The organism is Mycobacterium gordonae (genome assembly GCF_017086405.1).
GTDB lineage: Bacteria > Actinomycetota > Actinomycetes > Mycobacteriales > Mycobacteriaceae > Mycobacterium > Mycobacterium gordonae_D.
Genome location: NZ_CP070973.1, coordinates 3,888,293 through 3,914,582, shown reverse-complemented (window position 1 = coordinate 3,914,582; position 26,290 = coordinate 3,888,293). Strand labels below are relative to the sequence as shown.

The 26,290-nt window shown below is 65.6% G+C and carries 25 protein-coding genes and 2 pseudogenes; 8 read left to right on the top strand and 19 right to left on the bottom strand.

Annotated features, from left to right (window positions below; all coding sequences use genetic code 11):
• Window positions 1–7 precede the first annotated feature (7 nt).
• The 13 genes from JX552_RS16570 to JX552_RS16510 all read right to left on the bottom strand — a co-directional run bounded on the left by JX552_RS16570 (window position 8) and on the right by JX552_RS16510 (window position 12,244).
• Window positions 8–490, bottom strand: coding sequence for a hypothetical protein (locus tag JX552_RS16570; protein ID WP_205878492.1), 483 nt, complete (start codon window positions 488–490; stop codon window positions 8–10).
• A gap of 5 nt (window positions 491–495) precedes the next feature.
• Window positions 496–1,068 carry a mammalian cell entry protein gene (locus tag JX552_RS16565; RefSeq protein WP_241010589.1) on the bottom strand — a complete coding sequence of 191 codons (573 nt, stop codon included), beginning with the start codon at window positions 1,066–1,068 and terminating at the stop codon, window positions 496–498.
• Window positions 1,035–2,471, bottom strand: a complete 1,437-nt coding sequence (locus tag JX552_RS16560; RefSeq protein ID WP_205873147.1) for an MCE family protein — start codon at window positions 2,469–2,471, stop codon at window positions 1,035–1,037. Before JX552_RS16560 ends, JX552_RS16565 begins: the two co-directional genes overlap by 34 nt.
• Entirely contained in the window at window positions 2,472–3,602 is a 1,131-nt protein-coding gene (locus tag JX552_RS16555) for a virulence factor Mce family protein (RefSeq protein ID WP_205878490.1), read from the bottom strand.
• 8 nt (window positions 3,603–3,610) lie between these two features.
• Entirely contained in the window at window positions 3,611–4,864 is a 1,254-nt protein-coding gene (locus JX552_RS16550) for a virulence factor Mce family protein (RefSeq protein ID WP_205873146.1), read from the bottom strand.
• Window positions 4,861–6,096 (bottom strand): MCE family protein, encoded by a 1,236-nt coding sequence (locus JX552_RS16545; protein ID WP_205873145.1) that lies wholly within the window; start codon window positions 6,094–6,096, stop codon window positions 4,861–4,863. The genes JX552_RS16550 and JX552_RS16545 overlap by 4 nt, the downstream gene beginning before the upstream one ends.
• Window positions 6,093–7,121: a virulence factor Mce family protein gene (locus JX552_RS16540; protein ID WP_205873144.1), complete on the bottom strand. Its 1,029-nt coding sequence runs from the start codon at window positions 7,119–7,121 to the stop codon at window positions 6,093–6,095. Before JX552_RS16540 ends, JX552_RS16545 begins: the two co-directional genes overlap by 4 nt.
• Window positions 7,122–7,155: 34 nt before the next feature.
• Entirely contained in the window at window positions 7,156–8,493 is a 1,338-nt protein-coding gene (locus JX552_RS16535) for an MCE family protein (protein ID WP_205873143.1), read from the bottom strand.
• A 5-nt stretch (window positions 8,494–8,498) separates the two neighbouring features.
• Entirely contained in the window at window positions 8,499–9,314 is an 816-nt protein-coding gene (locus JX552_RS16530) for an ABC transporter permease (protein WP_205873142.1), read from the bottom strand.
• A gap of 9 nt (window positions 9,315–9,323) precedes the next feature.
• On the bottom strand, window positions 9,324–10,097 hold the full coding sequence (locus tag JX552_RS16525; RefSeq protein WP_205873141.1) for an MlaE family ABC transporter permease: 774 nt from the start codon (window positions 10,095–10,097) through the stop codon (window positions 9,324–9,326).
• A 262-nt stretch (window positions 10,098–10,359) separates the two neighbouring features.
• Window positions 10,360–10,551: a ferredoxin gene (locus JX552_RS16520; RefSeq protein WP_205873140.1), complete on the bottom strand. Its 192-nt coding sequence runs from the start codon at window positions 10,549–10,551 to the stop codon at window positions 10,360–10,362.
• Window positions 10,548–10,949, bottom strand: coding sequence for a nuclear transport factor 2 family protein (locus JX552_RS16515; RefSeq protein ID WP_205873139.1), 402 nt, complete (start codon window positions 10,947–10,949; stop codon window positions 10,548–10,550). The genes JX552_RS16520 and JX552_RS16515 overlap by 4 nt, the downstream gene beginning before the upstream one ends.
• Window positions 10,946–12,244, bottom strand: coding sequence for a cytochrome P450 (locus JX552_RS16510; RefSeq protein ID WP_205873138.1), 1,299 nt, complete (start codon window positions 12,242–12,244; stop codon window positions 10,946–10,948). The genes JX552_RS16515 and JX552_RS16510 overlap by 4 nt, the downstream gene beginning before the upstream one ends.
• Before the next feature lie 127 nt (window positions 12,245–12,371).
• On the opposite strand from JX552_RS16510, the gene JX552_RS16505 reads away from it, so the two are divergent.
• A complete protein-coding gene (locus JX552_RS16505) occupies window positions 12,372–13,556 on the top strand; it encodes a LuxR C-terminal-related transcriptional regulator (RefSeq protein WP_205873137.1) in 1,185 nt (394 codons plus the stop codon).
• Window positions 13,557–13,559: 3 nt separating this feature from the next.
• Here JX552_RS16505 and catC read toward each other — a convergent pair whose 3' ends face one another.
• Genes catC through JX552_RS16490 form a run of 3 tightly spaced genes read right to left on the bottom strand, consistent with a single transcriptional unit; the run spans window position 13,560 to window position 15,842 of the window.
• A complete protein-coding gene (gene catC / locus JX552_RS16500; protein WP_205873136.1) occupies window positions 13,560–13,847 on the bottom strand; it encodes a muconolactone Delta-isomerase in 288 nt (95 codons plus the stop codon).
• Window positions 13,848–13,853: 6 nt separating this feature from the next.
• The gene (gene catA, locus JX552_RS16495) at window positions 13,854–14,708 is read right to left on the bottom strand and encodes a catechol 1,2-dioxygenase (protein ID WP_205873135.1); all 855 of its coding nucleotides are present in this window, start codon (window positions 14,706–14,708) and stop codon (window positions 13,854–13,856) included.
• A gap of 30 nt (window positions 14,709–14,738) precedes the next feature.
• Entirely contained in the window at window positions 14,739–15,842 is a 1,104-nt protein-coding gene (locus JX552_RS16490; RefSeq protein WP_205873134.1) for a mandelate racemase/muconate lactonizing enzyme family protein, read from the bottom strand.
• 158 nt (window positions 15,843–16,000) lie between these two features.
• Here JX552_RS16490 and JX552_RS16485 point away from each other — a divergent pair, with 158 nt between their 5' ends.
• The 4 genes and pseudogenes from JX552_RS16485 to JX552_RS16470 all read left to right on the top strand — a co-directional run bounded on the left by JX552_RS16485 (window position 16,001) and on the right by JX552_RS16470 (window position 22,516).
• Window positions 16,001–17,368, top strand: coding sequence for a Rieske 2Fe-2S domain-containing protein (locus tag JX552_RS16485; RefSeq protein ID WP_205873133.1), 1,368 nt, complete (start codon window positions 16,001–16,003; stop codon window positions 17,366–17,368).
• The gene (gene benB / locus JX552_RS16480; RefSeq protein ID WP_205873132.1) at window positions 17,365–17,889 is read left to right on the top strand and encodes a benzoate 1,2-dioxygenase small subunit; all 525 of its coding nucleotides are present in this window, start codon (window positions 17,365–17,367) and stop codon (window positions 17,887–17,889) included. The genes JX552_RS16485 and benB overlap by 4 nt, the downstream gene beginning before the upstream one ends.
• Window positions 17,864–19,821, top strand: a pseudogene (gene benD / locus JX552_RS33380) (benzoate diol dehydrogenase BenD); the annotation flags it as partial. The gene benB and the pseudogene benD, both read left to right, overlap by 26 nt.
• Window positions 19,822–19,873: 52 nt before the next feature.
• On the top strand, window positions 19,874–22,516 hold the full coding sequence (locus JX552_RS16470) for a helix-turn-helix transcriptional regulator (RefSeq protein WP_205878489.1): 2,643 nt from the start codon (window positions 19,874–19,876) through the stop codon (window positions 22,514–22,516).
• A 3-nt stretch (window positions 22,517–22,519) separates the two neighbouring features.
• Here the strand turns inward: JX552_RS16470 and pcaD are convergent, their stop codons facing one another.
• On the bottom strand, window positions 22,520–23,290 hold the full coding sequence (pcaD, locus tag JX552_RS16465; protein WP_205873131.1) for a 3-oxoadipate enol-lactonase: 771 nt from the start codon (window positions 23,288–23,290) through the stop codon (window positions 22,520–22,522).
• Between the two features lie 166 nt (window positions 23,291–23,456).
• Here pcaD and JX552_RS16460 point away from each other — a divergent pair, with 166 nt between their 5' ends.
• On the top strand, window positions 23,457–23,849 hold the full coding sequence (locus JX552_RS16460; protein WP_205873130.1) for a limonene-1,2-epoxide hydrolase family protein: 393 nt from the start codon (window positions 23,457–23,459) through the stop codon (window positions 23,847–23,849).
• A gap of 46 nt (window positions 23,850–23,895) precedes the next feature.
• Window positions 23,896–25,107: a TetR/AcrR family transcriptional regulator gene (locus JX552_RS16455; RefSeq protein ID WP_205873129.1), complete on the top strand. Its 1,212-nt coding sequence runs from the start codon at window positions 23,896–23,898 to the stop codon at window positions 25,105–25,107.
• Between the two features lie 19 nt (window positions 25,108–25,126).
• Here JX552_RS16455 and JX552_RS16450 read toward each other — a convergent pair whose 3' ends face one another.
• Window positions 25,127–25,279, bottom strand: a complete 153-nt coding sequence (locus tag JX552_RS16450; protein WP_205873128.1) for a hypothetical protein — start codon at window positions 25,277–25,279, stop codon at window positions 25,127–25,129.
• Window positions 25,280–25,322: 43 nt separating this feature from the next.
• Here JX552_RS16450 and JX552_RS34135 point away from each other — a divergent pair.
• A pseudogene (locus tag JX552_RS34135) lies at window positions 25,323–25,493 on the top strand (alpha/beta hydrolase); the annotation flags it as partial.
• A 7-nt stretch (window positions 25,494–25,500) separates the two neighbouring features.
• Here the strand turns inward: JX552_RS34135 and JX552_RS16440 are convergent.
• Complete coding sequence (locus JX552_RS16440) at window positions 25,501–26,271, bottom strand: glucose 1-dehydrogenase (RefSeq protein WP_205873126.1); 771 nt, start codon at window positions 26,269–26,271, stop codon at window positions 25,501–25,503.
• Between the last annotated feature and the right edge of the window lie 19 nt (window positions 26,272–26,290).

Genomic DNA, 26,290 nt, shown 5'->3' with positions numbered 1-26,290 from the left:
AACCACCTCAGACCGGATCGAATCGCGATATCAGCCAACGGCCGTCGCGCTTGTCGAGGGTGACCCGAACGTTGGACGCGGTGCTGGTCGGGGCATCCTGGCCGACCACGACGGTCTGGCTCACGAAGAGCAGGACCACGGCATGGTCGGCTGTCGCCGACACCGACGCGGCGCCCGGAACGGTCGCCACGGCTGAGATCTGCTTCTGCTTGGCACCCGGGATGACGACGTCGTGGGTCAGTTGGGTGTAGGCATTCAGAAACGTACCCGTCAACCGGCCGCGCGCGGCGTCAAGATCCTGTTGCACGGTGTCGGGTCGGTAGGACAAGAGTGCGATGGTGCCTTCGCTGGCTGCGCGGATGGATTCCGCCCGGGCCACCGCCGCGTCGCGGGCGGACATGTCTTGCCATTTCAGCCAGCCGGAGGCCGCTGCCAGCGACAACGCCAGCGCCGGCAGCAGTCCGTAGGTGAGCACCCGCGACCACCTGATCGCGTTCACGCCACGAATCCTACGTGGGAAACCTTCAGGTGATCACCGATCCTGGCAACTGCGATGCGCATTCGCCAGATGCGCGGAACCGGTTCGGGTTCGCCCGCATTGGATGTCTGCACCGACACCTCCACCAGCGCCTGCGCCGAATCAGCGGTCTGCGACTCCAACCCCGCTTCGGTGACGGTTCCGACCGTGCTGGCCTTGGCCTGTTGCAGCACCTCGATGAATGGGCCTGATCGCCTGGCGAAGTCGTTGTAGAACTCGCCCGTTGCCCCGTCGAGGACCCGGTGCACGTCAGCTTCGGCATGGTGCCAGTCGATGGTCGTCAGGTTAAGCGCACCCTGCCTGGCCACCTGGAGGAACTGAGCGCGTTGCGACTGCGCCTGTTGCGACTGGTGGACCCGGAATCCGAGCCAAGACGTCAGCGTCGCCAAACCCACCAGTGCGACCACGCCGAACACCGTTGCCCATCCTTGGGCCGAAATCGAACGTCGCGGGCGTGGGGCCGCAACGGTGTCCTCAGCCGCAACGGATTCGGGCCTCAGCTGCCCGGCGGCAGCAGCATCGATTGCCATGTCTTGTCCTTCGGAGCGGGTTGAGCCAGATCGGACCGGGTGTACTGGCGTCCGTCCGGCCCGGTGTACGTGCCGGTGGCGGGGTCGTACTCGGCGGCGGCGATCGGCGGGGGCACGGGTGCAGCCGCGGGCGGTAACTGGGGGATTCCCTGGCCGGACAATGTGGCGTTGGGGTCGCCTTTCCAGTTGAAGCCGTCGTTGAGCGGCACGTACTGCTCGCTGCTTTCGCAGAGCTTTACCGTGGGTGCCCGCTTGCTAGGCACCGTCTCGCATGGAATGTTCCGTGCACCTCGCACATTGAGCATCGAGTCCTGTGGCACCCGGCAGTACAGGTCGCCGGCCGGCCGGCCCGGGTAGTCCTCGAATGTCGGGACCCGCTGCTGCTGAGCCGGAAGGAAGCCGGTGGTGCACGGTGGCGGCAGGTTCAGGTTCAGGTTGAAGCTCAGATACTGCCCCCGATATGCCTGCTTGGTATTCAGATTGGCCAGTATCCCCGCCTGTTCGGCCTCGATCGATCGCGGGAAGACGACGAGCAGTTGTTCGATGTCGTTCTGGTAGGTGAGCGCCACCTGGCCGATGCTGACCAGGTTGGCCAACAGGATCGGCAGGGTCGGTTGTACGCGATCAATCAACTGTCGTACTTCTTGAAGTGCCGGACCACCGTGGTCGATGACTCCGGCGAGGGCTCCGTCGTGCGCCTGCAAATCCGCGGTGACCGCGGCCAGCTGTGACGCCCAGTCCGCAATCGCCTCCGAGGTGTGGGTCTGGGATTCGAGCACCCGCGGCGCGCGGTCGATCAGCGCCAGCATCGGGTCGAGATTCGTGCGGGCGTCGCTCGCCAGGGTCGTTGAACCGGTAACCAGCCGGGACAGTTCGGGACCCAGACCCCCTACGGCGGTGTATGACTCGTCGACGACGGTTTGCAGGTTGTCCCGCGGGATCGCCGCTATCGCGGAGTTCGCGGCGCTGAGTAGGCCGTTGATGTCAGGCGGCACCGAGGTGTTGGCCAACGTGATGACGTCACCGTCTTTCAGCGGCGGTGAGGTGGCGTTGCGCGGAAGCAGCTCGACATACGATTCGCCGATCGCGGTGTGGCTGTGCACCTCCGCTTTGAGGTCGGACGGGATATCGATGCCCGATTTCAGCGACAGCACTGCTTCCACCCCGGCATCGGTGAGCCGCACGGCCTCCACCCGGCCCACTTCGAAGCCGCGGTAGGTGACGTTGCCGGTGCCGTACAAGCCCCCGGACTCCGGTAGCTGCATCGTCACCGTGTACCGCCCGACGCCGAACAACATGGCCGGCAGTTTGACGAAGTGCAGGAATGTCACGGCCAGCACGCTCAGCGAGATCACGCCAAAGACGGCCAGTTGGATGATGATTCGTCGCGGTAGGTGCAGCATTCAGGGTCCCTGCTCAAAGTGATAAGGGGCTGTCAGCGGGTTGCCGGGCGTGCCTCGGAAGCCTCCGGTACATGGGCTGGGGAATTGGCCGATGGTGCGACCCCATTGCAGCTCGAGCTGTGTCAGATGGCACTCCCACCGGGTGCCAGTGAAGATTCCCTGGTCGATCCGGCTGAGGGTGAGGTCGACGATCGCCGTCAGATTGGCGTAATCGCCGCGCTGGAAGTTCTGGAACGTCTCGTTTGGGAACGGGAAGGTGCCCAGCAGGGACAGCGACCGGGTCAGGCTCGGACCGGCGTTGGCCAGCGACTCCAAAACCGGCCCCAGTTGCGATAATTCGCTGACCAGGCTCGCTTTGGTCGTGTTGACCGCGTCTGCGGTCAGGGCGCTGAACTTACTCAACTGGTCAGCAGCCTCGACGAGCTTGCCGCGCTCCTCGTTGAGGACCGTCAGTGCGTCGGGGATGGTGGCCAGTGCCCGGTCCAATATCGGTTGCTGGGCGGCGAACTTAGCGACAAGCCGGTTCAAACTCTCGGTGGCGCCGATGATGTCGTCTGACTGGTCGTTGAGGTAGGCGGAGAACCTGTCCAGCTGCCCGATCAAGCTCCGCACGTCGTGTTCGCGACCGCGGAACGCAGTACTCAATGCCTCGGTGATGTCCTGGATCTGGCCCAGCCCGCCGCCGTTGAGCACCAGCGACAGCGCGGCCAGCGTCTGCTCGGTGCTCGGATAGGCGCCGCCACGGGACAGCGGAATGACTGATCCGGCGCTCAACTTCCCCTGTGGCGCCTCGGTTTTCGGTGGTGCCAGCTCGATGTGGTACGAGCCCAGCAGGCTGGTGGTGCCGATCTTGGCTGTCGCGTTTGCGGGCAGACGGACGTCACCGTTGAGCTGCATGGTCACCAACGCGTGCCAGCCTTGGCGTTCGATCTTGGTTACGTGGCCGACCGTCACGTCTGCTACCCGAACCCGCGAATTCGCCTGAATGTTGTTGACGTCGGGCAGTTGGGCCGACACCAAGTAGGAGCCGGGGCCGTTGCCTTCGGTGCCGGGCAGTGGCAGTGAGTTCAGTCCGTGCCAGCCGCAACCGGAGACTCCGGCCACGACCGTGAAGGCTGCCACCAAGGCCACGAGCCGTTTCACGAGCCACCGCCGGGGGGCAGCAGCAGTCCCGGCAGGCCGGCCGCGGGGTCGGGATGCACCGGGGCGCCAGGTGGCACGAAGTCAGGGCGCATCCAGTCCTCGCTGTAGGTGATCTCGTTGGGTCTGGCCTGCGCACCCACGAAAAGGTTTTCCCCCAGTGGCGGAAAGTTGTACTGCCGGTTCTTGACGATCGGCGCCATGTACTGAGCGCAGAGTTTCGCCGCCTGTTCGCCCCCCAGCCGTGAGGCCGCCTGAATCGCCCCGCACAGGAACGCGATGGGATTGGCCATGTTGGATCCGGCCAGTGCGCCGGTCAGCGATCCATTGGCCGGCTCGAAGATGTTGTTGAAGTTCTGCAACACGGTGGGGCTGATGTGCAGTGTCTGCTTGATGTCGTCGAGGCTGGCCACCAGCATCTGGGTGATCGACGAGAGTTTGTCCGAGGCAGTGCCGATGGCCTCGCGGTTGTCCGCCGTGAAGCTCCGGACGTCGGCCACGACGGCGTTGAGGTCCTCGGCCGCCGCGGCGACTTTGTGGGGATCGTCGGCCAACAGGGACGAGACCGAGGCCAGGTTCTGGTTGAGGCGCTCGAGCAGGTCCGCACTGTCGTGCAGCGCCGTCACCAAGGTCGACAGGTTCTTCAGGGTGGCGAAAATGTCGTTGCTGTGATCGCCCAGGGCGGAAACCGCCTGAGAGAGTTTGATGATGGTGTCGCGGATGGTGGCACCCTGGCCCCGGAGGTTGTCCGCCGCGGTGTTGATGAGTGCGCCCAACGTGCTGACGCCCCCGGGCCGAGTGGGTTTGAGCAATTCGGTGAGCCGCTGCAGTTGGATCCGCAGGTCGTCCCACTCGACCGGCACCGCGGTACGGTCCTGCGGGATGACCGCGCCGTCGGCCATGGTGGGCCCGCCGGTGTACGGCGGCGTCAACTGAATCGCCCGGCCGGTCACCAATTGTGGCGACAGGATCGCCGCCTTCGCATCCGCCGGGACCTTGTGCCGGGGGTCGAACCAGAACGTGATCTTGGAGCGCAGCGGTTGTGGTTCGATCTTGACGATCTTGCCCACCGGCACGCCGCGGATGCGGATGTCGTCTCCTGCGAACAGGCCGCTGCTGTTGTCGAAATAGGCGACCACGACCGATCGCCCGGGCTCCCCCGCAGTCCGCATCGCCACGATCACACCTGCGACGAACGTCAGGGCGAGGGTGGTCGCCAGCACCGAGCGGGCCCGCCGCAGTTTCGTTGTCACGGAGTACCTCCCGCCGGCTGCTGCGCTGGTGGGCCGGGAGGCGGACCGCCGGGCGGCGGGGCCGGCGGCTCCGGACGGTACGGATACCGCGGGTCACCGGGGTTGCCGGTGATGGCGTCGGGCACAGTCAACCGTGGTTCGCCGCCCTGCCCGGTTCGCGGGTACGGGACCGGCAACGCCGGGGTTCCGGGCTGACCGGTCGGAGGGTCGGTCAGTTGCGACGGCAGCAGGGTGGCCGGATCCAAACCGAGGTCGGAGAAGGCGGCGCTGATGAACGGCTGAACAAACTGGCCCGGTAGGAGATTGACCACATAAGCCTTGAAGAACGGACCCGAGGACAGTGATTCACCCAGTGACATCACGTAGGAGTTCAGCAAGGGAATCGCCTGCTGCAGGCGTTCTTTGCGGTTCTCGACGATGGCCAGCACCCCGTTGAGCTTGTCCAGTGCCGGCCGCAATTGCTGCCGGTTCTCGGCGATAAAAGCCTGCAATTGCTTCGACACCGCGGACATGTTCGTCCAGATCTGATCCAGCGCCGCACTTTGGGTCCGCAACTGTGTGAGCACCGCGTTCGTGTCGCGCACCAGATCCACGATCTGGTCGGTGCGCTTGGCCAGTACTGCGGTGGCTTTGGCGGCATTGTCGAGCAGGCCGCGCAGCTGGGCGTCCCGCTCGTCGAGAGTCTGCGCGAGTCGGGCCACTCCCTTGACAGCGTTCCGGAAATCCGTCGGTGTGTCGGCGAAGGTCTTCGACAGCATGTCCAGCGAGGCGGACAGCTGGCTGGTGTTCAGCCCGCTGATCGTGGTGGCCAAATCTCCCAGTGCATCCGGCAATTGGTAGGGCGACATGGTCCGCTCGATGGGGATCGGACCGGTGAGCCGGCCGTCGCCGCGGGGCAGCACATCGAGGAACTTGCTGCCCAGCAGACCCTTGGTCTTGATCGCCACCTCGGTGCGCTCGCCCAGCCGGATGTCGTCCTCAATATTGAACGTGACCAGGACGCCGGGCCCGTCCAGCTCGATGCTGGACACCCTGCCCACCGGGTAGCCGGACACCTCTACGGTGTTGTCGGTCCGTAGCCCTCCCGCGTCCGCGAAGTAGGCGGAGACCGTCCTGCCGTGATCGAAGAACGGCAAACGCTGGTACTCCAAGGCGCCCACCACCGCTGCGGTCACGCCGACAATGCCCACCGCGCCGATGACGAGCCGATTGCGTTCGGCGAAGCTTCTCATTTTGGCGCGCACCGTCCCGTAGGCTGGCCGGCCACCTTGACGTAGACGGGTTGTCCCCCTTTGCCGTTGACCTTGAGCACGATGTCGCACAGATAGAAGGCGAAGAAGTCGCCGTACATGCCTTGGCGCACCAGTGCCTGGTACCGGTCCGGCAGGGTGTTCAGCAGATTGTCGAGATAGTCGTGGTCGGCCAGCGCTATACCGGCGACCCGATCCGTCTCCTGCACGACTTTGGTGAACGGCTTGCGGGCCTGTGACAGCAGGTCGGCGATCGATCCGGCCGCGGCGTTAGTGTAGGCCACCGCATTGGAGATGTCGGTCTTGCGTTCGGCCAGTCCGTGCACCAGCTGCGACAGGGAGAGCACTGCCTGGTCGAGCCGATCGCTCTGGCCGCCAAGCGAACCCAACACGACGTTGAGGTTGTCGACGACCTGCCCGATCAGCTGATCGCGGTCGGCCAGCGTGTTGGTCAGGACCGCGGCCTGGTCCAGGAAAGAGTCGATGGTGGGCCCCTGCCCCTGGAACGCTTGTAGTAGTTGTTCGCTCAGCGCGTTGACCTGATCGGGATTCAGCGCCCGGAACAGCGGTTTGAAGCCGCCGATCAGGGCATCCAGATCCAGGGCCGGCTTGGTGCGCGCCAACGGAATCGTCTGGCCGGGACGAAGTGCGGCCAGACCGCCGGGTCCTTCCTCCAGGGCCAGGTAGCGGTCTCCGAACAGGTTGTCGTAGCGGATGACGGCTTGGGTGCCTTCGGTGAGGGTGACCGAATCCTCGGCGGTGAATTCGACACGCACGGTCGCATCGGGGTTGATGGAGATCTTGGTGACCTTGCCGACCTCGACGCCGGCGATGCGAACGAGTTTGCCCTGCCGCAGGTTTGAGACGTTGGTGAACTCGGCGTAGTAGGTCTTGCCGGCTGCGAACCGCACCTCACCGAAGACGGCGACCAGCACGAAGGCGGTCAGCACGCAGATTGTCAGGAAGACACCGAGGCGCAGGATGACCCCTCTTAGATTGTCCCGCATGGTGTTTCCCCTGCTTTGGTGCTTACTCGGTTGATCATGGCGGGCCCGGTTCTGCCGGTGGCACCCCTGGCCAGAGCGGCACACCCCCAGGGCCGTAGAGCGCCGCCCCGTAAGGCGGGCCACCCGGGTTGGGACCGATGGCCGGGCCGGGGAGGCATTGCCGGATCGACGGCGGCTCGGGTACGGCGCGGGTCACCGGGAAGTAGTCGGCCCAACAAGGATGTCCGAGACCGGGATTGGGCCGGATGTCGATGCCGGTGCCCCATCCGGTATTGGTGACTACTTCGCGTACCGGGAAGTTCTTGCTGGCGTCGGGTAGTGACCCGCACCCGGGCCTGCCGCCGGGACCGCCCTTGGCGGCGACCAACGGCAGGTTGTCCGGGTATGCATACGGATCATTGCCCAGCAGCAAGGCGACGTCGAGTTGGAGGGTGCGGCCGTCACCACCACCCCACGCCTCGTAGCCGCCGTTGTTGAGATACCACGTGACACCCTGCAGGAAGCAGGTGTACTCGGGGCTGTATTTGCCCAGCAGCCGGGTCGTCGGCTCCAGCAGATTGACCGATGCGGCGAGGTTGTCTCTACTACCGCCCAGCAGGGTGGTGCCGGAGCTGGACAGGCCAATGACGCTGAGTAGCAACGAATCCAGCTCTTTGGCGTGGCCGACCACCGTGGTGCTGGTGGTGCTCGCGGCATCCATGATGGTCAAGATGTCCTGGGCGGCCGCGTTGTAGGTGTCGGAGAAACTTCGTAAGGACTTCCAGTCCCGGCGAATGGTCTCGCTACGGGCGTTGAGCGCCGTCAACACTTCGTTGAGATCGGTGGTGGCCCTGCCGATCCGTTCGCCCTGGCCTCGTAAGGCGTCGGCCACCGCGGTCAGCACCGCGTTGAGTTTGAGCGGGTCGATCACGTTGAGCAGGCTGACCACGTTCTCGAAGACGGTGTTGATCTCGGTACTCACGTTCTTCGAGTGCACAACCGCCCCGGCCGCCAGTCGCGCGCGACTCGGCTGCTGCGGTACCACCAGCTCAACGAACTTTGCGCCGAATGCGGTGGTGGCGCTGATCTGCGCCTCGACATTGGCTGGGATGTAGCGCATTTGATCAGGGTCAAGCTGCAGCGCCAGCCGGGTCCCCGACCGGTCATCGGCGATATGGCTGACCCGGCCTATTTGCACGCCGCGCATCATGACCTTGGCGTCGGTGTCCATGACCAGCCCGGAGCGGTCCGCGGTCAACGTGACCGGTACATACGAGCGCAGTGTTCCGTCGAAGGACACCGCCGTCACGACCACGACGATGCCGATGGTGGCCAACAGGATCAGCGTCCACCACCCGTCGTGCAGACGGTGCCGACCTGGACCACTGCTCATGTCGACTAGCTCGCCAGGTGGAAGTTCGGGGACTGGCCGTAGATGGCGAGCGTCATGATGACGATGGCGATCGATGCGATGACCATCGAGGCCCGCACCGCGCGCCCGACGGCCTCGCCCACCCCGGCCGGCCCGCCGTGCGCGTTGTAGCCGTAATAGGTGCACACCAGCATGATCACCAGGGCCACGACGACGACCTCGAACGACGACCAGAGCACGTCAGTAGGCCGCAGGAAGGTGTTGAAGTAGTGGTCGTAGACACCGGAACCCTGCCCGTAGACCGCGGTGGTGCCCAACCGGGCGGCCAGATAGGCCGTCATCAACCCGACGCAGAACAGCGGCACGGCGACGATCACTCCCGCCAGTACCCGGGTGCTCGCCAGATAGCTGACGCTGCGGATGCCGATCACCTCCAGGGCGTCGATTTCCTCGTTGATCCGCATCGCTCCGAGTTGCGCGGTGGCCCCGGCGCCCACCGTGGCCGCCAGTGCGACCATCACGGTTCCCGGCTGGATCTCCCGGGTGTTGAAGAATGCGGACGCAAACCCGGTCAGCGCCTCTACCCCGACCGAGGCGAATTGGTTGTAGCCCTGCACCGCAACGATCGCACCGGTGGTCATGGCCAGGAACCCGACGATGACGACCGTTCCGCCGATTACCGCGAGAGTGCCCACGCCCAAACCCATCTGGGCGATCACGCGGAGCAGTTCGCCGCGGTAGTGCAGCACCGCATCGGGAATACCGGTCAGTGTGCTGACGTAGAACCGCATCTGGGATCCCAGCCGATTCCATTCGGCAGCAACGCTTTGCGTCATCGTCATGGCTTCACCTCATGACACCATGAACGGCATGCCGACGGCGGTGACGATGATGTTGATGACGAACAGGACGATGAAAGCGAACACCACCGTCTCGTTGACGGCGCGACCGACACCGGCGGGACCCCCGCCGACCGACATGCCTTTGTAGCAGGCGATCAATCCTGCCATCAGACCGAACAGTGTCGCTTTGATCATCGAGATGACGACGTCGATCGTGTGGGTCAGCGTGGTCAGACCGCTGACCCAGGCGCCGGCCGAGACATGCATCAGGAACACCGAGCAGAAGAAGGCACCGATCAGACCGGTCGCGGTCACGATCGAACTCAGGGCCAGCGAGATGGTGGTGGCCGCCAAGACCCGCGGAACCGCAAGCGCCTGAATGGGATTGATGCCCATCACCCGCAGCGCGTCGAGTTCCTCACGGATGGTTCGCGCACCGAGATCGGCGCACATGGCAGTGGATCCCGCGCCGGCGACAACCAGCACCGTCACGATGGGAGCGCTCTGATCCACGGTGAAGATCGCGCAACCGGTGCCGGAGAAATCGGCGGCGCCGATGTCGGTCAGGAGGACATTGAAGAGGAAACCCGAAATCACCGCCCACGGAATGGTCATCAAAATTCCTGGGAGCGTGGACACCCGAGCGACGAACCAGCACTGCAACAGGTACTCCCGCCAGGCGAACGGGGGCCGGACCATGGCCATGAAGGTGTCCAGTGACATCGCGAAGAAGTCGCCGATCGCGCGGACCGGTGTGGCTGCTCGGCCGACCGCAATCACCATGTCGCCGCGCACCACCTGACAACGACTCTCTGTCGTCGCGTGCGGTAGGTCACGCTGGCCCCCGGGACAAGTCGAAGTGGATGGGTGACATCCGCGAGGGTACGCGGGGCGACACCATCATGTCCATAGACGATACGCAAAACTACACGTGTCGATGACGTAAATATCGATGCAAATAGCCACTTATGTGTGATGATGTATCTAGCTAGTATGGTCGATTCGTGACGGTACTGGCCAGGCTGCGGCGTGGCGGGCGGCCGCGTCACGGCACCAGTTGCAGCGCCCCCGAGGGGCACAGGGTGACGGCGTTGCGCGCCCGGCGCTCCTCTCCCGCGCGCACGTCCGGAGAGGCCACGACGACGATGCCGTCGGCGTCCTGGCTGAACACCGCATCGGCCGTCATCACGCAGATGCCGGCGGACATGCAGATCTCGCGGTTGGCCGTGACTCTCATGCGCTGAAAGCCTCGAGGGCGAGCGCGGAATTCGCGAAATCGCGAAAGTACAGCCAGCGGCCCTCGCGCAGCGTGATGATGTGCGCGAATTCTGTCTCCCACTCGTGACCGGTGGTACGGCGGCGGAAACGCTGCCGGCCCCAGGTCGCCAGATCGTCACCCTGCGCGATGAACTTCCACGGCGCCATCTCGATGATCTCGATCGCTTGTCCCACCTTGTCGAGGAACGTGATCGCCTCCTCGATGCCGTGGTAGTCGCCGGCATACGGGATCCTCGCGGTGCCGTAATAGCTGATGCGCACGTCGGAATCCAGATGTGCCAACACGGTGGGCATATCACCCAGCGGCACTGCCCGGTAGATCGCCTCGGTCGCGGCGATGTTGCGTGACTCGTTCATGAAAGATGAAGGGGCAGGCGGACATAAGCGTGAGTCAGCAGGCTCGCGGTCTGCTTTGTGCCCGGATCATCGGTGAGCGCGATCCGCTGATAGCGGTCCAAGACGGCGTTGAGCACCGCCAAGACCTCCAGCCGCGCCAACGACGCGCCGAGGCAGAAGTGCACGCCGTGTCCGAGGGAGAGTTGCTGGCGGATGTTGGGACGGTCGATGTCGAGGCGTCCGGGGTCAGGAAACACTGCGGGATCGCGATTCGCCGAGCCGAAGAACAGCGCCACCCAGTCGCCTTTGCGAATCAGCTTGCCGGCCACCTCGACGTCGCGGGTCGCAATGCGGAAGAGCCGCTGCGGCGGCCCGTCGAGCCGAAGCTCTTCTTCCACGAACAGATTCAGTAGCGTGCGGTCGGCGCGAATCCGCGCGGTGAGCTCGGGTTCGCGCGCCAGCGCGTGCAGCAGATTGCCGATCAGGAACGTCGTCGTTTCGCTGCCGGCGACCACGAGTGTGACGCAGAACCGGACGATCTCCGCCGGGGTGAGCCGCTGCCCGTCCACCTCGGCGCGTAGCAGCGCGGCGATCAGGTCCTCCGCGTCCTCGACGTCCTGACTGCTCGGGCATCCGGCTCCTTCTTCGGCCAGATGTTCGGTGCGCTCGGCCAACCGCGCCGCGAAGGCCGCCACCATCTCCTCGTTGCTGGCGATGCGTTCTTGTGGGGTCAGCGACGACGACAGCATGAATGCGTTGGCCCAGCGCCGGAACCGCACGTGGTCGCCGTCCGGTAACCCCAGGAGTCGCACCATGGCCCGGGTGGGGATCTCGGCGGCGAACTCCATGACCTCGGCGGCGCCGCCGTGGGAAGCCTCGTCAAGGTCGGCCAGCAGGCGCGGGACCAGCTCCGTGAGCCAGGCCTCCAGTCGCTTCACGCGGCGTGGAGAGAACGCCTGGCTGACCAGCTTTCGTTCCACTTCGTGCTGGGGTGGATCGGTATTGACCAGCATCAGGCTCGGTGCGGACGAGGCCTCCTGCAGCGGATCCCGCGACGAGAAGGTGGCGCTGTCGCGTGCGGCCTGGAATACCTGGTCGTAACTGAACAGCGCCCACGCGGTGACGGGTTCGTCGGCGCCGGGCACGGTCCCCGGCGGCCAATCCCGATATCCCGCAACCGGTGAGAATCCCCTGAGCCGGTCATAGAGCGGATAGGGGTTGGCGATGCCTTCAGGAGTTGTGAGCAACTGCAGGGCTTCGCTGGCTTCGCGGGTTTCAGGCGCGGAGTCGGTGTTCGAGACGGTCGCAGATGACATGTCGACCACCCTGGACCCGTGCCGGCAGCAAAGCGATCCCCCGATGGGGAGGACTCCTGCCCCCAGACGAGAGCAATTTGGATTTTCCGCCGCACTGCGGTAGCCCTGGGAGGACAGTGAGCAGGTGATGGTTGTCAGCGATACGCCCGATCCCGCCTCGTTCGCGACCTTGGCCGACGGAGACCACCCAGGTTGGGCATCCCGTCCGGTCAGAGAAACCAACGCCGCACGCCAGTACCGGGAAGCCTTTCAGGGATGCGCGGTGGATCCGACTGACGACCCGATGGCGGTGGTGGCCGAGGCCATCGACGCCAAGGCGGCCGTCGTGCGAGCCGCCCTGGAGTCTCTCGGCGACGTGCGTGCGCTCAACGCGCTCGAGGCGGTGCTGGACCTGTCCTCGCTGGAACGCGACCTGCTCGAGGACGGCGCCAAGCGGCGCACCTTTGCCCTGCTTCAGGTCCAGGAAGGCCTGAGCAAGCTGCGCGCCGTCGAGGATGTCGCGGCGATCGTCGACCGGGCACCGCGAGAACTGGTCGAGTCGTGCGGATTCGACCGCGCCGTGCTGTTCCGCGTCCACGAGGGCCGGATGGTGATGGAGTCCGCATATTTCGGTGACGACCGTGCCGGCGCGGAGAAGATGGTTGCCTTTGCCCAGTCGGTGGCACCGCCGCTGGACCATATGTTGTTGGAAACGGAGATGATTCGCCGGCACGCGCCCGCCATCGTGCGGGACGCCCGCACCGACCCGCGCGTCAACCGTCCGATCATCGATTTCTCGCTCACCCATTCCTACGTGGCCGCGCCGGTCATGCCCACCGGGAAGGTCATCGGCTTCCTGCACGCCGACCGGCTGCACTCCGGTCGGGTGGTTGACGAGATCGATCGCGACACGGTCTGGGCTTTCGCCGAGGGCTTCGGTTACGCCTATGAACGCACGGTGCTGGTGGAGCGGATGCGCCGCCAGCACGCGGAGGTGCGGCGCGCCCTGGCTTCCGCAGACGAGGCCGCCCGCGCCCTGCAGGACGCCGACCTGGATCTGCGCAAGATCGAGCCCGTCGAACGTGGTCCTGCCGCAAGGTCACTGGCCGAGGTGGAGACGAAGGTGATGACCGTTCTGACCCGCCGTGAGATCGAGGTGCTGCGGCTGATGGCGGCCGGCCGGACGAACCAGCAGATTGCCGACGAACTGGTGATCTCCTCGGGCACGGTGAAGTCACACGTCAAGCGAGTGTTGCGGAAGCTGCATGCGACGAACCGTGCGGAGGCGGCCTCGGCCTACGTGCGCCTCGCGACAGTTTCCGAATTAGGTTGACAGTCAACGCGTGAGCGATATCGCCGATGGGTGTGTCGCCAGCGGCGTCACCTCAATGTTCAGGAAGGGAAAGAGCGGCAAGCTGGACAGCAGTTGATGCAGTTCGTCAGCCGATTCGACATCGAAGATGGAGTAATTGGCGTATTCGCCGACGATGCGCCAGAGGTGTGGCCACTTGCCTGCCCGCTGCAGCTGCTGGGAGTACTCCTTCTCCCGCTCCACCAGGGCTGCCCGCCGCTGCGGGTCGAGGTTGTGCGGCAGGTGCACATCCATGCGTATGTGGAAAAGCACTGATCCTCAGACCTTCTCGGGGTCGAGGACGAAGTCGTAGACAACTCTCTGCGAACCGTCGGCCTGGGCCTGGGGCTCGAGCATCAGCTCCGGCTTGACGGCGGAGGCGATGTCGTCGCCGTTGTGCGGATCGTCGGGGAAGTACAGCTGCGTCGTCAGCCGCTGATGGCCGACGGCCGAAACCATCACGTGCAGATGCGCCGGGCGCCAGGCGTGCCAACCCGCGGCGGCGATCAACTTCCCGCAGGATCCGTCGGTCGGGATCTGATACGGAGCGGGCCGGATGGTGGTGATCTCGAATGTCCCGTCCGGATCGGCGGTAAAGGTCCCTCGCAGGTTCCACTCGGGCAGGTTCGGCGCGAACCGGGAGTACCGGCCGTCGGCATCGGCGTGCCACAGTTCGATGTCGCCCTGCAACGGGGTGCCGTCGACGGAGCTGATTCTTCCTGTCCAGTGCACCGGGGTGCCCTGCTCATCCTCGCGCATCGGGATAGCTCCGCGCGCACCGCATTTGGGAGAGCCCGGCACATAGTAGGGGCCCTCGATGGTGCCCTTGCTGCCGCTGCGATGTTCGGTGGCGACCTCCTCGACGACATGCTCGATCCAGACGTCCAGGAACAGCGGCCATTCGCCATCGGACCCGACGTCGATCAGCCACGCCTTGAGGGCGTCATACTCGGCGTAGGTCACCCGGTGTCGGCGGATGGTGTCGTGCAGCGCGGAAAGTGCCTCGCGCGCCAGCTCGCTCACCCGATCCTTCGGTGTGTCCGCGACTGCCGCGAAGGGTGACTTGTCGGTGCGAAATCGCTCCGTTGCCGATGCGCCCGACGCGGCCGCGGTCGGTTCCTCAACGGTGATCATTTCCTCCGGCACCTTTCTGCGCGGTAGCACTCATCGGTCCGTGCGGTAGCGGTCGAGCTTGTCCGGATCGATATCGACGCCCAGGCCCGGCCCTGCCGGCAGATGCAGCTCGCCGTCTCGGATGCACAAGGGTGCGACGAGCAGGTCGTCGGACATGTCTAAGAAGTTGGACAGTTCACCGGCCCGTCGTGAGGTCAGCTCGAACGCGGCGCCGAAGCTCACGGCGCATGCCGTGCCGAGCTGACCGTCGAACTGGTTGCCGATCACCACCTCGAGGCCCAGTCCTTCGGCGAGGTGATGAACACGTTGGGAGCCGGTGAAACCCGTGCGGGCCGTCTTGATACTGATAGCGGTCGCCGACCCACCCAGTACCTCGCGGGTCACGTCGGCCGGCGTGGGAACCGATTCGTCGGCGATGAAGGGCACGTCGATGTGCTGCAGCAGCCATCGTCGGCCCAACACATCGTCGGCCGGGCACAGCTCTTCGGCGAAGAGCAGGTCCAGGTCGGCCATCTCCTTCATCGCGCGCAGCGATTCCGAGGCCGTCCATCCCCGGTTGCCGTCGACGTAGAGTGCAACGGTGTCGCCGAAGCGTTCGCGCAGCGCTCGCACCACGGCGGTATCCACGGCGACCGGTCTGCGTCCGACCTTCACCTTGAAGGTGGTGATGCCGTATTCGTCGACCATGCGCTCCGCCTCGGCCACCGTCGCCGAGGGCGTGTCGAACCCGAGTAGGTGGCTGACCCGCATCCGGTCGGTGAATCCGCCCAGCAGCGCGCTCACCGGTAGGCCGACGCTCCGCCCCAGTGCGTCCCAGGCCGCCATGTCGATCGCCGCTTTCGCCGTCGGGTTGCCCACGGTGCGTGCGAGCCGGTCGGTGATGACCTCGCGTTCGGTCAGCGTCAGTCCCAGGATCTGGGGCGCGAAAACACCCCGGACGACCGCGAGGATCCCGTCTTGCGTCTCGCCGTAGGTGTAGGGGCGCGGCGGCGCCTCTGCCACGCCTACGACGCCTTCGTCGGTGTGTATCCGGACCAGCACGTGCTCGGCGGTCCGCACCTGTCCCGAGGCGAACTTCACCGGTTTGACATAGGGGATCGTGAACGGGATCGCCTCAACGGCAGTGATTTTCACCGCTCAGTCCCGGTCCGTCGACGGTAGGCGCCGGATTTGTCCATGACAAAGACATAGGCAGCCGGATATTCGTCGTCAATATCCGTCGATCAATGGCCTAGTCAGGACTAGCCAAACGCCCAGTGTGACCGCGGCTACCCGATGCGATGGTGCAGACCATGTCCGCGAGCCGCTCCGTGATGCAGGTGGCCTCCGTCCTGGCCGATGCGGTCGTCGATGATCCCGGGGCTGGGGTGTTCCGCGTCAACCGCCGAATCTTCACCGACGAAGACGTTTTCGAGCTGGAGATGAAATACATCTTCGAAGGCAACTGGGTCTATCTTGCCCACGACAGTCAGATTCCCGACCCCGGCGACTACTTCACCACCCACATCGGTCGTCAGCCGGTCGTCATCACCCGCGACAAGGACGGCCGGCTGCATTGTCTGATCAACGCCTGCGCACATCGCGGCGCGATGATCTGTCGCCGCAAGACGGACAACCGGATGACGCTGACCTGCCCGTTCCACGGATGGACGTTTCGCAACGACGGAACGCTGCTCAAGGTCAAGGACCCCGACGATGCCGGCTATCCACCGACGTTCAACGTCGGCGGTTCGCACGACATGACCAGCGTCGCGCGATTCGACGATTACCGCGGATTCCTTTTCGCCAGCCTGAGTCCCGACGTTGTCGGCCTTGCCGAGCATCTGGGCGACGCCGCCAAGGTGATCGACATGCTGGTCGACCAGTCCCCGGACGGATTGGAGGTGCTGCGCGGCTCGTCGACCTACGTCTACGACGGCAATTGGAAAGTGCAGGCCGAGAACGGAGCCGACGGCTACCACGTGACCGCGACCCATTGGAACTATGCCGCTACCACCAGCCGGCGCACCGTCGGACAGTCTACGAACGACACCAAGACGCTCGACGCGGGCAGCTGGGGCAAGTCCGGCGGCGGCTACTGGTCGTTTCCGCACGGCCACCTGTGTCTGTGGACCTGGGCCGCCAACCCCCAGGACCGGCCACTGTGGGACAGCCTCGACACCCTCAAGGCCACCTTCGGCGACGCCAGAGGCGAGTTCATGGTCAAGGGCTCACGCAACCTCTGCCTGTATCCGAACGTTTATGTGATGGACCAGTTTTCGACCCAGATCCGGCATTTCCGCCCGATCGCGCCGGATCGGACCGAGGTGACGATCTACTGCATCGCGCCGAAGGGAGAAGCCGCGGCCGCACGGGCGCACCGCATCCGTCAATACGAAGACTTCTTCAACGCGTCGGGCATGGCCACACCGGACGACCTGGAGGAGTTTCGTTCCTGCCAGCTGACATTCCGCGCCCGGGCCGCCGAGTGGAACGACCTGAGCCGTGGTGCGGCGCACTGGCTGCGCGGCCCGGACGAGGTAGCCACCTCCCTCGCCATGCATGGTGTCATCTCGGCCGGGATCACGAACGAAGACGAAGGCCTCTACCCCGTCCAGCATGGTTTCTGGCTGGAATCGATGCGCAGAGCCCTCGACAAGGAACTGGAGCGGTCTCCATGACGACAGCGCGCTCCACATCAGAGGCGTCCACCCTGATCACGCAGAACGCCATCGAGCAGTTCCTCTACCGCGAGGCTCGCTATCTCGACGACCGCGAATTCGAGAAATGGCTGGACTGCTACGCCGAGGACGTCGTGTACTGGATGCCCGCCTGGACAGACGACGATCAACTGGTGGACGACCCGCAACGGGACATCTCGCTGATCTACTACCCGAACAAAGGGGGGTTGACCGACCGGGTCTTCCGCATCCGCACCGAGCGGTCCTCGGCCACGTCGATACCTGAACCACGCACCAGTCACAACATCACCAATGTGGAAGTCATCGAGCGTCGGGGACCGCTCGTCGATGTCCGATTCAACTGGCACACCATGTATTTCCGCTACAAGACAGTGGACGTCTACTACGGGACCTCCTTCTGTTCCATAGACTTCTCCGGAACGAACCCGGTCATTCGGCGCAAGACGGTGGTGCTCAAAAACGACTACATCCACCATGTGGTGGACATCTACCACGTCTGAGGTGACCGCGGTGTCAGCACCCGCTTTCTCGGTGGCGCTCTCGTTCGAAGACGGTGTCACCCGGTTCATCACCTGCCGAACCGATCAGACGGTGGCTGACGCCTCCTACCAGCAGCGGATCAACATTCCACTGGACTGCCGCGACGGCGCCTGCGGGACCTGTAAAGCTTTGTGCACCAACGGCAGCTACGACGGCGGCAACTACCTCGAAGACGCGTTGTCGCGTGCCGAAGCCGCCGCCGGCTACGTCCTGCCGTGCCGAATGCGGCCCCGGTCCGATCTCGTGATGCTGATAGCCGGCACGTCCGGATCCGCCAAGACGGCGGCCACCACCTACGCCGGGACCCTGGTCCGGCTGGAACCGATGTCGGCCACCACGGTCAAGCTCGGGATCGACATACCCAACCGCGACGAACTGGCGTTCCTGCCGGGCCAGTACGTGAATATCGCGGTACCGGGCACCGATCAGACGCGGTGTTACTCGTTCTCCAACTCACGTCGAGACCACCGACTCACCTTTCTGGTGAAGCTGACGCCCGGCGGAGCGATGTCGGAGTACCTGACGCATCGTGCCGGTATCGGTGACACCATCTGCTTCACCGGTCCACACGGTTGCTTCTTCCTGCGGGAGAGTGGCCGCTCAGTGCTCCTGCTGGCCGGCGGCACCGGCCTGGCGCCGATCCTGGCGATGTTGCGCACCATGGGCGCCACCGGCGACGCGCGCAGAACACATCTCATTTACGGCGTGAGCACCGACGACGACCTCGTCGGCCTGGACGAGATCGGCGAAATCGCTTCGGCGTTATCGACGTTCACGTGGGACTACTGCGTGTACGATCCGGCCAGCACCGCACCGAACAAGGGACCCGACCGCGGCCTCGTCACCAGTCTGATTACACCCCGGCATCTCGACGGCGGCGACGTCGCCATCTACCTCTGTGGTCCCCCGCCGATGGTGGAGGCGGTGCGTGCATATGTCACGACCGCACACGGCGCGCCACCGGACTTCTATTACGAGAAGTTCACGCCGGCGCTGCCGCCGTCCAGTGCACTCGACCGCGACGATCCGCACCTGTACGAGTCGAGGGCCCGGTGCATCGCCGGTCAATTGGTGTTCCGGCCGAGGCGGCCGTGAGCCAACAGCCGTTCCTCACCCCGGGCCGCTTTGCCGGCAAGGTCGTCGTCGTCACCGGCGCGGCGCAAGGCATCGGCGAGCGCACCGCGCGGCGGATCCATGCCGAAGGCGGCGCACTGGTGCTGGCCGATCGGTCCGAATTGGTCACCGAAGTCGCCAGCGAGTTGACTGCGGTCACCCGCCCGGTGGCCTCTGTGATGACGGACCTCGAGCGCTACGAGGATGCTCAAGCGCTGGCGCACCAGGCTATTCGGGCCTTCGGTCGGATCGACGTCCTGGTCAACAACGTCGGCGGGGCGATCAACTTCAAACCGTTCACCGAGTTCAGCGCCGCCGAGATCCGCGCCGAGGTCGACCGATCGCTGATGACGACCTTGCATGCATGCCGCGCCGTGCTGCCCACGATGGTCGAGCGCCGACGCGGCGTCATCGTCAACGTCTCGTCCGCCGCCACCCGGGGCATCCACCGGATTCCGTATTCGGCCGCCAAGGGCGGAGTCAACGCGCTCACCGCATCGTTGGCCATGGAATACGCCGACGCGGGCGTCCGGGTGGTGGCCACCGCGCCCGGCGGCACGACGGCGCCGCCGCGGCGGATCGCGCGCGGCACGCCGGCACCGGCGAACGCCGCCGAGCAAGCCTGGTTCGACGCCCACATCGAGCAGACGATCGCTTCGTCACTGCTGAAGCGGTACGCAACCCTGGACGAACAGGCCGCGGCGATCTGCTTCGTGGCGTCCGACGAAGCTTCCTACATCACCGGCACCGTCCTGCCCGTCGCGGGTGGAGACATCGGCTGGCCGCAATGACGCCACGACCGGAGCGGTCAGACCAGCAACACATACGATGATGGACGTGACCGTCGCGCCCGTCGCGTTCGTCGGCCGCGCAAGCGAGTCCGACGATCTGTCCCGGCGCTTGACGGCCCGCGGAACCGACGGCCTCGAGGTCATCGCGGTGACGGGTCAGCCAGGTGTCGGCAAGACCGCGCTACTGCGCCGGTTCGCCGATCGGCAGCGAAACAGCCGGTGGGCCGCCGCGACCGCCTGGGAGAAATCACTGGCAGGGGGTGTGCTGGCCCAGCTCTCCCAGACATCCCCACCTTCCGACCCCGTGGCCGCGGCCGCCGCACTGGTGCGCGACCTGGCCGGCCAAGGTCCGACCCTGCTCGTCATCGACGATGCCCAGCACGCCGATGTGCTCTCCCTGCAGGCACTTTCGACACTGACCCGACACCACCGGGACCTGCCCTTGCTCATCGTGGTGATCAGCGACGGCGATGCATTGTCGGTGCCGGACCTGGCGGGCGGCGAGCTTCGACTGGCGGGGTTCTCCCCGACTGATGTCAACGACCTGGCGTCCGCATACGGCCGAATCCTGCACCCCTCAATGGTCGACCGGCTGACCCGCCACACCAACGGGAACCCTGGGCATATCCGCGCCCTGCTCGACGAGCTGCCGCCGGAGAGGTGGGCACAGCTGGACGCGGAGCTGCCCGCACCCAGGCAGGTGACGAGGCGGGTGGCCGGGCAGTTGAACGAAGCCGAATCCGATGGGCGAACACTGGCTCTCGCGCTGGCTGTGCTTGACGAGCGGGCGACTCTGGCCGATGCCGCGCGGTTGGCGGACCTCGGTCAGCCCCTCGCAGCGGTGGAAGCGGCCACCCGCGCAGGACTGCTCACGGCGGGCGACCCCCTGCTGCCCCGGCTGCGTGACGGTCTCACCCGCGCCGCGGTGCTCGATCTGGCCGGACCGCAGGCGGTCGCCAACGCCCATCAGCGCGCGGCCGACATCGTCACCGAGCCTGCTGCACGGTTGCGACATCGCGTCGCGGCCACGCCGCTGCCCGATCCCGTGCTGGCCGACGAGGTCGACGCGCTTGCCCGCGAATGCGGCGCGGACGGCGCCTGGGGGCTGGCCGCCATCCTGTTCCGCGATGCGAGCCGCCTGACCGCCGACCCGCTGCTACGCGATCGCCGCCTCGTGCATTCGGTCGACGCCTTGGTGGCTGCCGGGGATTGCGTCGGTGCCGGCACACTCGTGCCTGCGGTCCAAAGCCTGCGCGAAACACCTCTGCGCAATGCGGTTTTGGCTTACCTGGCGATCCTGCGGGGCAGGGCGACCGAGGCGGAACTGAGACTGCAGCGGGCGTGGGACATCGTCGACATAGATCGCGAGCCCGAAACGGCCGCGTTCATCGCCCAGCGGCACGTGCTGCACGCACTCGTGCACTGTCAGGGTGATCAGGTGGTGGAGTGGGCTGATCGGGCGGTCCGCTTGGCCGGCCGCGATTCTTCGGCGGGAGTCGAGGCCGCCGCGATCCGCGGTCTCGGCCTCCTCGCCGCCGGCCACCCGGAGCGGGCGGTCACCGCCTACGAGGACCTGAGGACACGGGTGCGCCATGGGGCGCAGGCACAACGGGTGGTGATGGGCCGCGGTTGGGTGCAGTTGATGTGCGACGACATCGAGGGGGCACGATCGAGCCTCGAGAGTGCTGTGGCGTCCGCCCCCCTCGGCGGCTCGACGCGAATCACGTTGTGGGCGTGGTCGTGGTTAGCCCGGGCGCAATTCGTGATGGGCGAGTGGGACAACGCCCTCGGCAGCGTCGCGCAGGGCCGCGCGCTGGCCCGGTCGAGTGGGATCGTTTTGACGACACCGCTATTGGAGTGGACGGCCGGCCAGATCGCCGCCTTGCGCGGGGATTGGGCGGCGGCGGAGTCGGCGGCGCGTACCGCCTCGGCGAACCGTGGTGAGTACGAGATGATGCGTATTCCGACACTGCTGCTGCGCGCTCAGATCGCGGAAGTGCAGACCGATTACGACACTGCCCGTCGGGTGCTGGAGCCGCTGAACCAGATCGCCGTGGGCACCTCACTGCAGGAGCCGGGTTACTGGCCTTGGGCCGACACGTTCGCAAATGCCTTGGTGCTCAACGGCGAACTGGAGGCCGCCGACGCTTTCTTGCGGCCCCATGAACAGCGCGCGCGGACACGCAGGCACCGCAGTTCGCAGGCCCGGCTGGGTTGTGCCCGAGGCCGGTTACTCGGTGCGCTCGGCGACATCGCCGGAGCCCGAGACGTTTTCGAGGTGTCTTTGACGCTGCTCGATGGGCTGGCGCTGCGCTACGACGCTGCGCGGGTGAATTTGGCCTACGGGCAGACCCTTCGGCGGGCGGGCAAGCGCCGCGCCGCCGACGCCGTGATCGGCACCGCGCGCGAGCATTTTGCCGCGCTGGGAGCCGTCATCGACGTCGCCCGGTGCGATCGCGAACTGAAAGCCGGCGGACTCCATCAACCTCGGGACCTGCGGGACAGCGCCGAACTTACTCCGCAGGAGGAGGCGGTGACGGTGTTGGTGGCCAGGGGGCTGTCGAATCGCGAAGTGGCTGCCGAGTTGTACGTCTCCCCCAAGACCGTCCAGTACCACCTGAGCCGTGTCTACGCGAAGCTGGGGGTGCGGTCGAGGTCGGAGTTGGCGGCGCTGCGGCGCTGACGGTCATCGGTGTTGCAGATGGTCGACGATGGCCGCCGAAACCTCGGTGGGTCGTTCGGCATTGGCCAGATGCGCGGCGCGGTTGAGGACCAGTAGCCGCGAGTCGCCGAGCCCGGCGACGATCTCCTCGAGTCTGGCAGGCGGGGTGGCCGGGTCGTCGGCGCCGGCGACGGCCAGCGTCGGCGCTCTGACGCTCGACAGCGCTGCCCGCAGGTCGACCGCGGAGATCGCTTCGCAGCAGGCCGCATATCCTTCGGCAGGCGTTGCCGCAACCATGCTTTCGTGCGCGGCGGCAACCGCGGGGTGAGCTCGCAGATAGTCGCGGGTGAACCAGCGCTGCACGACCGACGGCGCCACCGCGCCGGTCCCCTGCGCGCGCACCAGGGCAGCTCGCTGGGTCCATGCGCTAGCGGGTGCAAGCTGCACCGCGGTGCACAGCACGACAATTCGATTGACGCGTTCAGGGTTTCGCGCTGCCAGATTCAGTGCGGTCATGCCGCCGAGCGACAAGCCGACGAGATGGGCGCGTTCGATGCGGAAGCGATCGAGCAGCGCGACGACGTCGTCGGTGAGGGCTTCGATGCAATAGGGACCGTCGGGTACTGGTGAGGCGCCGTGGCCGCGGGTGTCATAACGCAACACCCGAAAGTGACGTTCGAGGGCGCCGATCTGGGCGTCCCACATACGGTGTGTCGCTCCCAGCGAGTTCGACAGCACCACGGCGTGGCCGTCGCGGCGTCCGCTGTCGATCGCACGTACTTCGACCGCGCTCATCCGTCGCGCACACTCGTGATTATGTCCATGAGCGATATGTAATATTGCAACCCAACTCGTAAGTAAACTCCGATGTAATAGCCGATTTACGCCGTTTGATGTATCTTAACAGTTCGATGATGTTGATCACGGTGAGCGCGGCGCGGCGCGAGGAGGAGCGATTCGGATGACCGACACCAAAGAAGCCAGCGAGCAGGTCGTCCGTGAATTCCTCGGGTCCTGGGAAGCGCGCAGCCTCGACACTATCTGCAGTGGTTTCGCCGACGATGCGGTCTACCACAATGTGCCGGTGGCGCCGATCGAGGGCATCGCCGGGATTCGGGGGATCTTCGAGGCCTTCCTGGACGCCTTCGCCGATGCCAAGCTCGATATCGTCACGCTGGCTGCTGAGCCCGGTCGGGTGCTCGTCGAGCGGGTCGACTACTTCACGATGAACGACGGCCGCAAGGTGGTGCTACCGGTCACCGGCGTGTTCGAGGTGAAGAATGGAAAGATCACGCGCTTCAGCGACTACTTTGACCTCGCAGACTTCGAGAGACAAAGCGGTATGAAGCTGTAGGTAGTTGGCCAATTGTGTGGCTCCATAGCGCAAGGAGGGGGGCGAGTTGACGCAGACGTCGCTTCCACCCGTTAAGCGCCGGCCGAAAGACCGGAAGCAGCAGATTCTCGAGCAGGCCGTCGGGCTCTTCATCGAGCGTGGCTTCCATTCGGTCAAGCTGGAGGACATCGCCGAGGCTGCGGGAGTCACCGCGCGTGCGCTGTACCGCCACTACGACAACAAACAGGCGCTGCTCGCTGAGGTGATCAGAGCCGGGCAGGATCAGTACCAGAGTGCCCGTCGTCTCACCGACGGACAGGCAGAGCCCGAACCTCGACCGCTGCACCTCGAACTGCCCAACCTCATCGCGGCCGCCGTCGAATCCCGCTCCTTGATGGTGCTGTGGCAGCGCGAGGCGCGTTATCTCAACGAAGACGACCGCGCGGAGGTCCGGCGCCGCATCAACGCCATCGTCGCGGGCATAAGGGACAACGTACTTTTGGAGGTGCCTGGTCTCGGCCCCCAGCATGCCGAGCTGCGAGCATGGGCGGTGTCGAGCACGCTCACCGGGTTGGGCGGGCACAATCTCACCCTTCCGACCGACGAGCTGGAAAGGTGTCTGTCTCAAGCTTCGATGGCCGCGGCGCGGACTGCGCCCGTGAGCGAATTGGCGCCTCTTGACCGGGCCGCCGACGACAACAGCGCCGACGTGCTTTTCTCGCGCTACGAGACCTTGCTGGCAACCGGTGCGCGGCTGTTTCGCGCTAAGGGCTACCCGGCTGTCAGCACAAGTGAGATCGCAAGGGGTGCGGGTATTGCAGGTCCCGGGCTCTACCGTTCCTTCTCCTCCAAGCAGGCGATCCTGGACGCGCTGCTGCGCCGCCTCGATGAATGGCACAGCCTCGAGTGCATCCGCGCGATACGTGCGGATTCCGAAGCGGCGCAACGGTTGCGGTGTCTCGTGGAGGGGCACGTCAGGCTCAGCCTGGACGCGCCCGACCTGGTGGCGGTTTGCGTGACCGAATTGCCGCACGCCTCGGCGGAAGTGCGCGACAGCTACTTGAGGAACAAGGCCGACCGCGAATCGGTCTGGGCCGACCTGATCACCGCGCTGAACCCGGCGACGACGACCATCGAGGCGCGGCTGCTGATCGCGGCCGCGATCACCCTGATCGAAGATGTTTCCCGCACTTGGCATCTCACCCGCTACGCGGGAGTCGCCGACGAGATCACCGCGCTGGCCCTGGCGATTCTGACGAGTCGGACCGAATCCGGCTGAGTTTCGGCCGATTTCCTGGTCACCCGCGTACGGGTCGCGACTGGTGGTCAGCGGAGGAGGTCGGCAGCAGCGCCCTCATCATCACGGACGGCCGCATCAGGGTCAGCGGCGCACGCTGCAGGTGCATCACGTCGATGAATTCCCGGGCGACCGCTGCGTCGTGCCAAGTCATTTCGGTGATCCCTGCCGAAGTAGCAGCTTGGGAGTTCGAGACCAAGTACGACGTGGCCTCGATCTGGGGCGCCGAAGCGATCGAGCGTGCCGACGAGAAGACGTGCGACAACCGCGGCAGCTACCTCATCCCCGGCGCGGGCCACTGAATTCAACAGGAGAAGCCCGGTGAGACCAGTCGGCTGCTCCTGGACTTTCTCGACCGGTTGCCATGACGGGCCGCTACCACAGGGCAGCGATGGTCCCGCCGTCGGCGATCTGCGTGGTGCCGGTGACCATTGATGCGTCGTCGGACAACAGGAACGCCACGATGGCGGCCATCTCCTCCGGGGCAGCCATGCGGCCCTGCAACCGGGCGATCAACGCCAGCGCACCGCCGTCGCCGAGTGCTTCGTCGAACATCGTCATCGCGGTCTGCTGCATCGGGGTGTCGACGAATGCCGGTAGTAATGCATTGGCGCGGATATTGTGCGGGCGCAATTCCGCGGCGGTGACGCGGCTGAGATGACTGATGGCAGCCTTGGACATGCCGTACGCTCCCGCGCCGTTGACCGCGATATGGCCGGCCAGCGACGACATGTTGACTATCGCTCCCCCGCCGCGCTCGATCATCCTCGGCGCGGCGTGTTTGGTGCACAGCCACGCACCGCGCAGGTTGACCGCCATGACGCGGTCGAAATCCGCCAGGGTGGTGTCGATGAGCGACGCGAAATGCACGACGCCGGCATTGGCGACCAGCTTGTCCACCCCGCCGAAAGCCGCGGCACACGCCGCGACCATGTCGACGACTTGGTCCTCGTCGCTGACATCCACCTCGCAGCCCACCGCTGCGGGTCCGATCTTGGCTGCGGCGGCGTCAGCGGTCTGCCCGTTGATGTCCGCGCACAGTACGTTGCAGCCCTCGGCCGCCAATCGCGTCGCGACCGCGAGACCGATGCCGGCGCCTGCGCCGGTGACGATCGCCGCCTTGCCGGCCAGGTCTGGATGACTCACCGATCTCCTCACGAATAGT

Bases quoted from the DNA above. Each gene is read 5' to 3' on its own strand.
- JX552_RS16510 (WP_205873138.1), bottom strand. From the start codon at position 12,244: ATGTCATCTGCGACCGTCTCGAACACCGACTCCGCGCCTGAAACCCGC.
- JX552_RS16515 (WP_205873139.1), bottom strand. From the start codon at position 10,949: ATGAACGAGTCACGCAACATCGCCGCGACCGAGGCGATCTACCGGGCA.
- JX552_RS16565 (WP_241010589.1), bottom strand. From the start codon at position 1,068: ATGGCAATCGATGCTGCTGCCGCCGGGCAGCTGAGGCCCGAATCCGTT.
- JX552_RS16545 (WP_205873145.1), bottom strand. From the start codon at position 6,096: ATGAGAAGCTTCGCCGAACGCAATCGGCTCGTCATCGGCGCGGTGGGC.
- JX552_RS16525 (WP_205873141.1), bottom strand. From the start codon at position 10,097: ATGGTGATTGCGGTCGGCCGAGCAGCCACACCGGTCCGCGCGATCGGC.
- JX552_RS16520 (WP_205873140.1), bottom strand. From the start codon at position 10,551: ATGAGAGTCACGGCCAACCGCGAGATCTGCATGTCCGCCGGCATCTGC.
- pcaD (WP_205873131.1), bottom strand. From the start codon at position 23,290: ATGAGCGCGGTCGAAGTACGTGCGATCGACAGCGGACGCCGCGACGGC.
- catA (WP_205873135.1), bottom strand. From the start codon at position 14,708: ATGATCACCGTTGAGGAACCGACCGCGGCCGCGTCGGGCGCATCGGCA.
- JX552_RS16450 (WP_205873128.1), bottom strand. From the start codon at position 25,279: ATGACTTGGCACGACGCAGCGGTCGCCCGGGAATTCATCGACGTGATG.
- JX552_RS16470 (WP_205878489.1), top strand. From the start codon at position 19,874: ATGGACGTGACCGTCGCGCCCGTCGCGTTCGTCGGCCGCGCAAGCGAG.
- JX552_RS16530 (WP_205873142.1), bottom strand. From the start codon at position 9,314: ATGACGATGACGCAAAGCGTTGCTGCCGAATGGAATCGGCTGGGATCC.
- JX552_RS16535 (WP_205873143.1), bottom strand. From the start codon at position 8,493: ATGAGCAGTGGTCCAGGTCGGCACCGTCTGCACGACGGGTGGTGGACG.
- JX552_RS16485 (WP_205873133.1), top strand. From the start codon at position 16,001: ATGTCCGCGAGCCGCTCCGTGATGCAGGTGGCCTCCGTCCTGGCCGAT.
- benB (WP_205873132.1), top strand. From the start codon at position 17,365: ATGACGACAGCGCGCTCCACATCAGAGGCGTCCACCCTGATCACGCAG.
- JX552_RS16505 (WP_205873137.1), top strand. From the start codon at position 12,372: ATGGTTGTCAGCGATACGCCCGATCCCGCCTCGTTCGCGACCTTGGCC.
- JX552_RS16560 (WP_205873147.1), bottom strand. From the start codon at position 2,471: ATGCTGCACCTACCGCGACGAATCATCATCCAACTGGCCGTCTTTGGC.
- JX552_RS16460 (WP_205873130.1), top strand. From the start codon at position 23,457: ATGACCGACACCAAAGAAGCCAGCGAGCAGGTCGTCCGTGAATTCCTC.
- JX552_RS16540 (WP_205873144.1), bottom strand. From the start codon at position 7,121: ATGCGGGACAATCTAAGAGGGGTCATCCTGCGCCTCGGTGTCTTCCTG.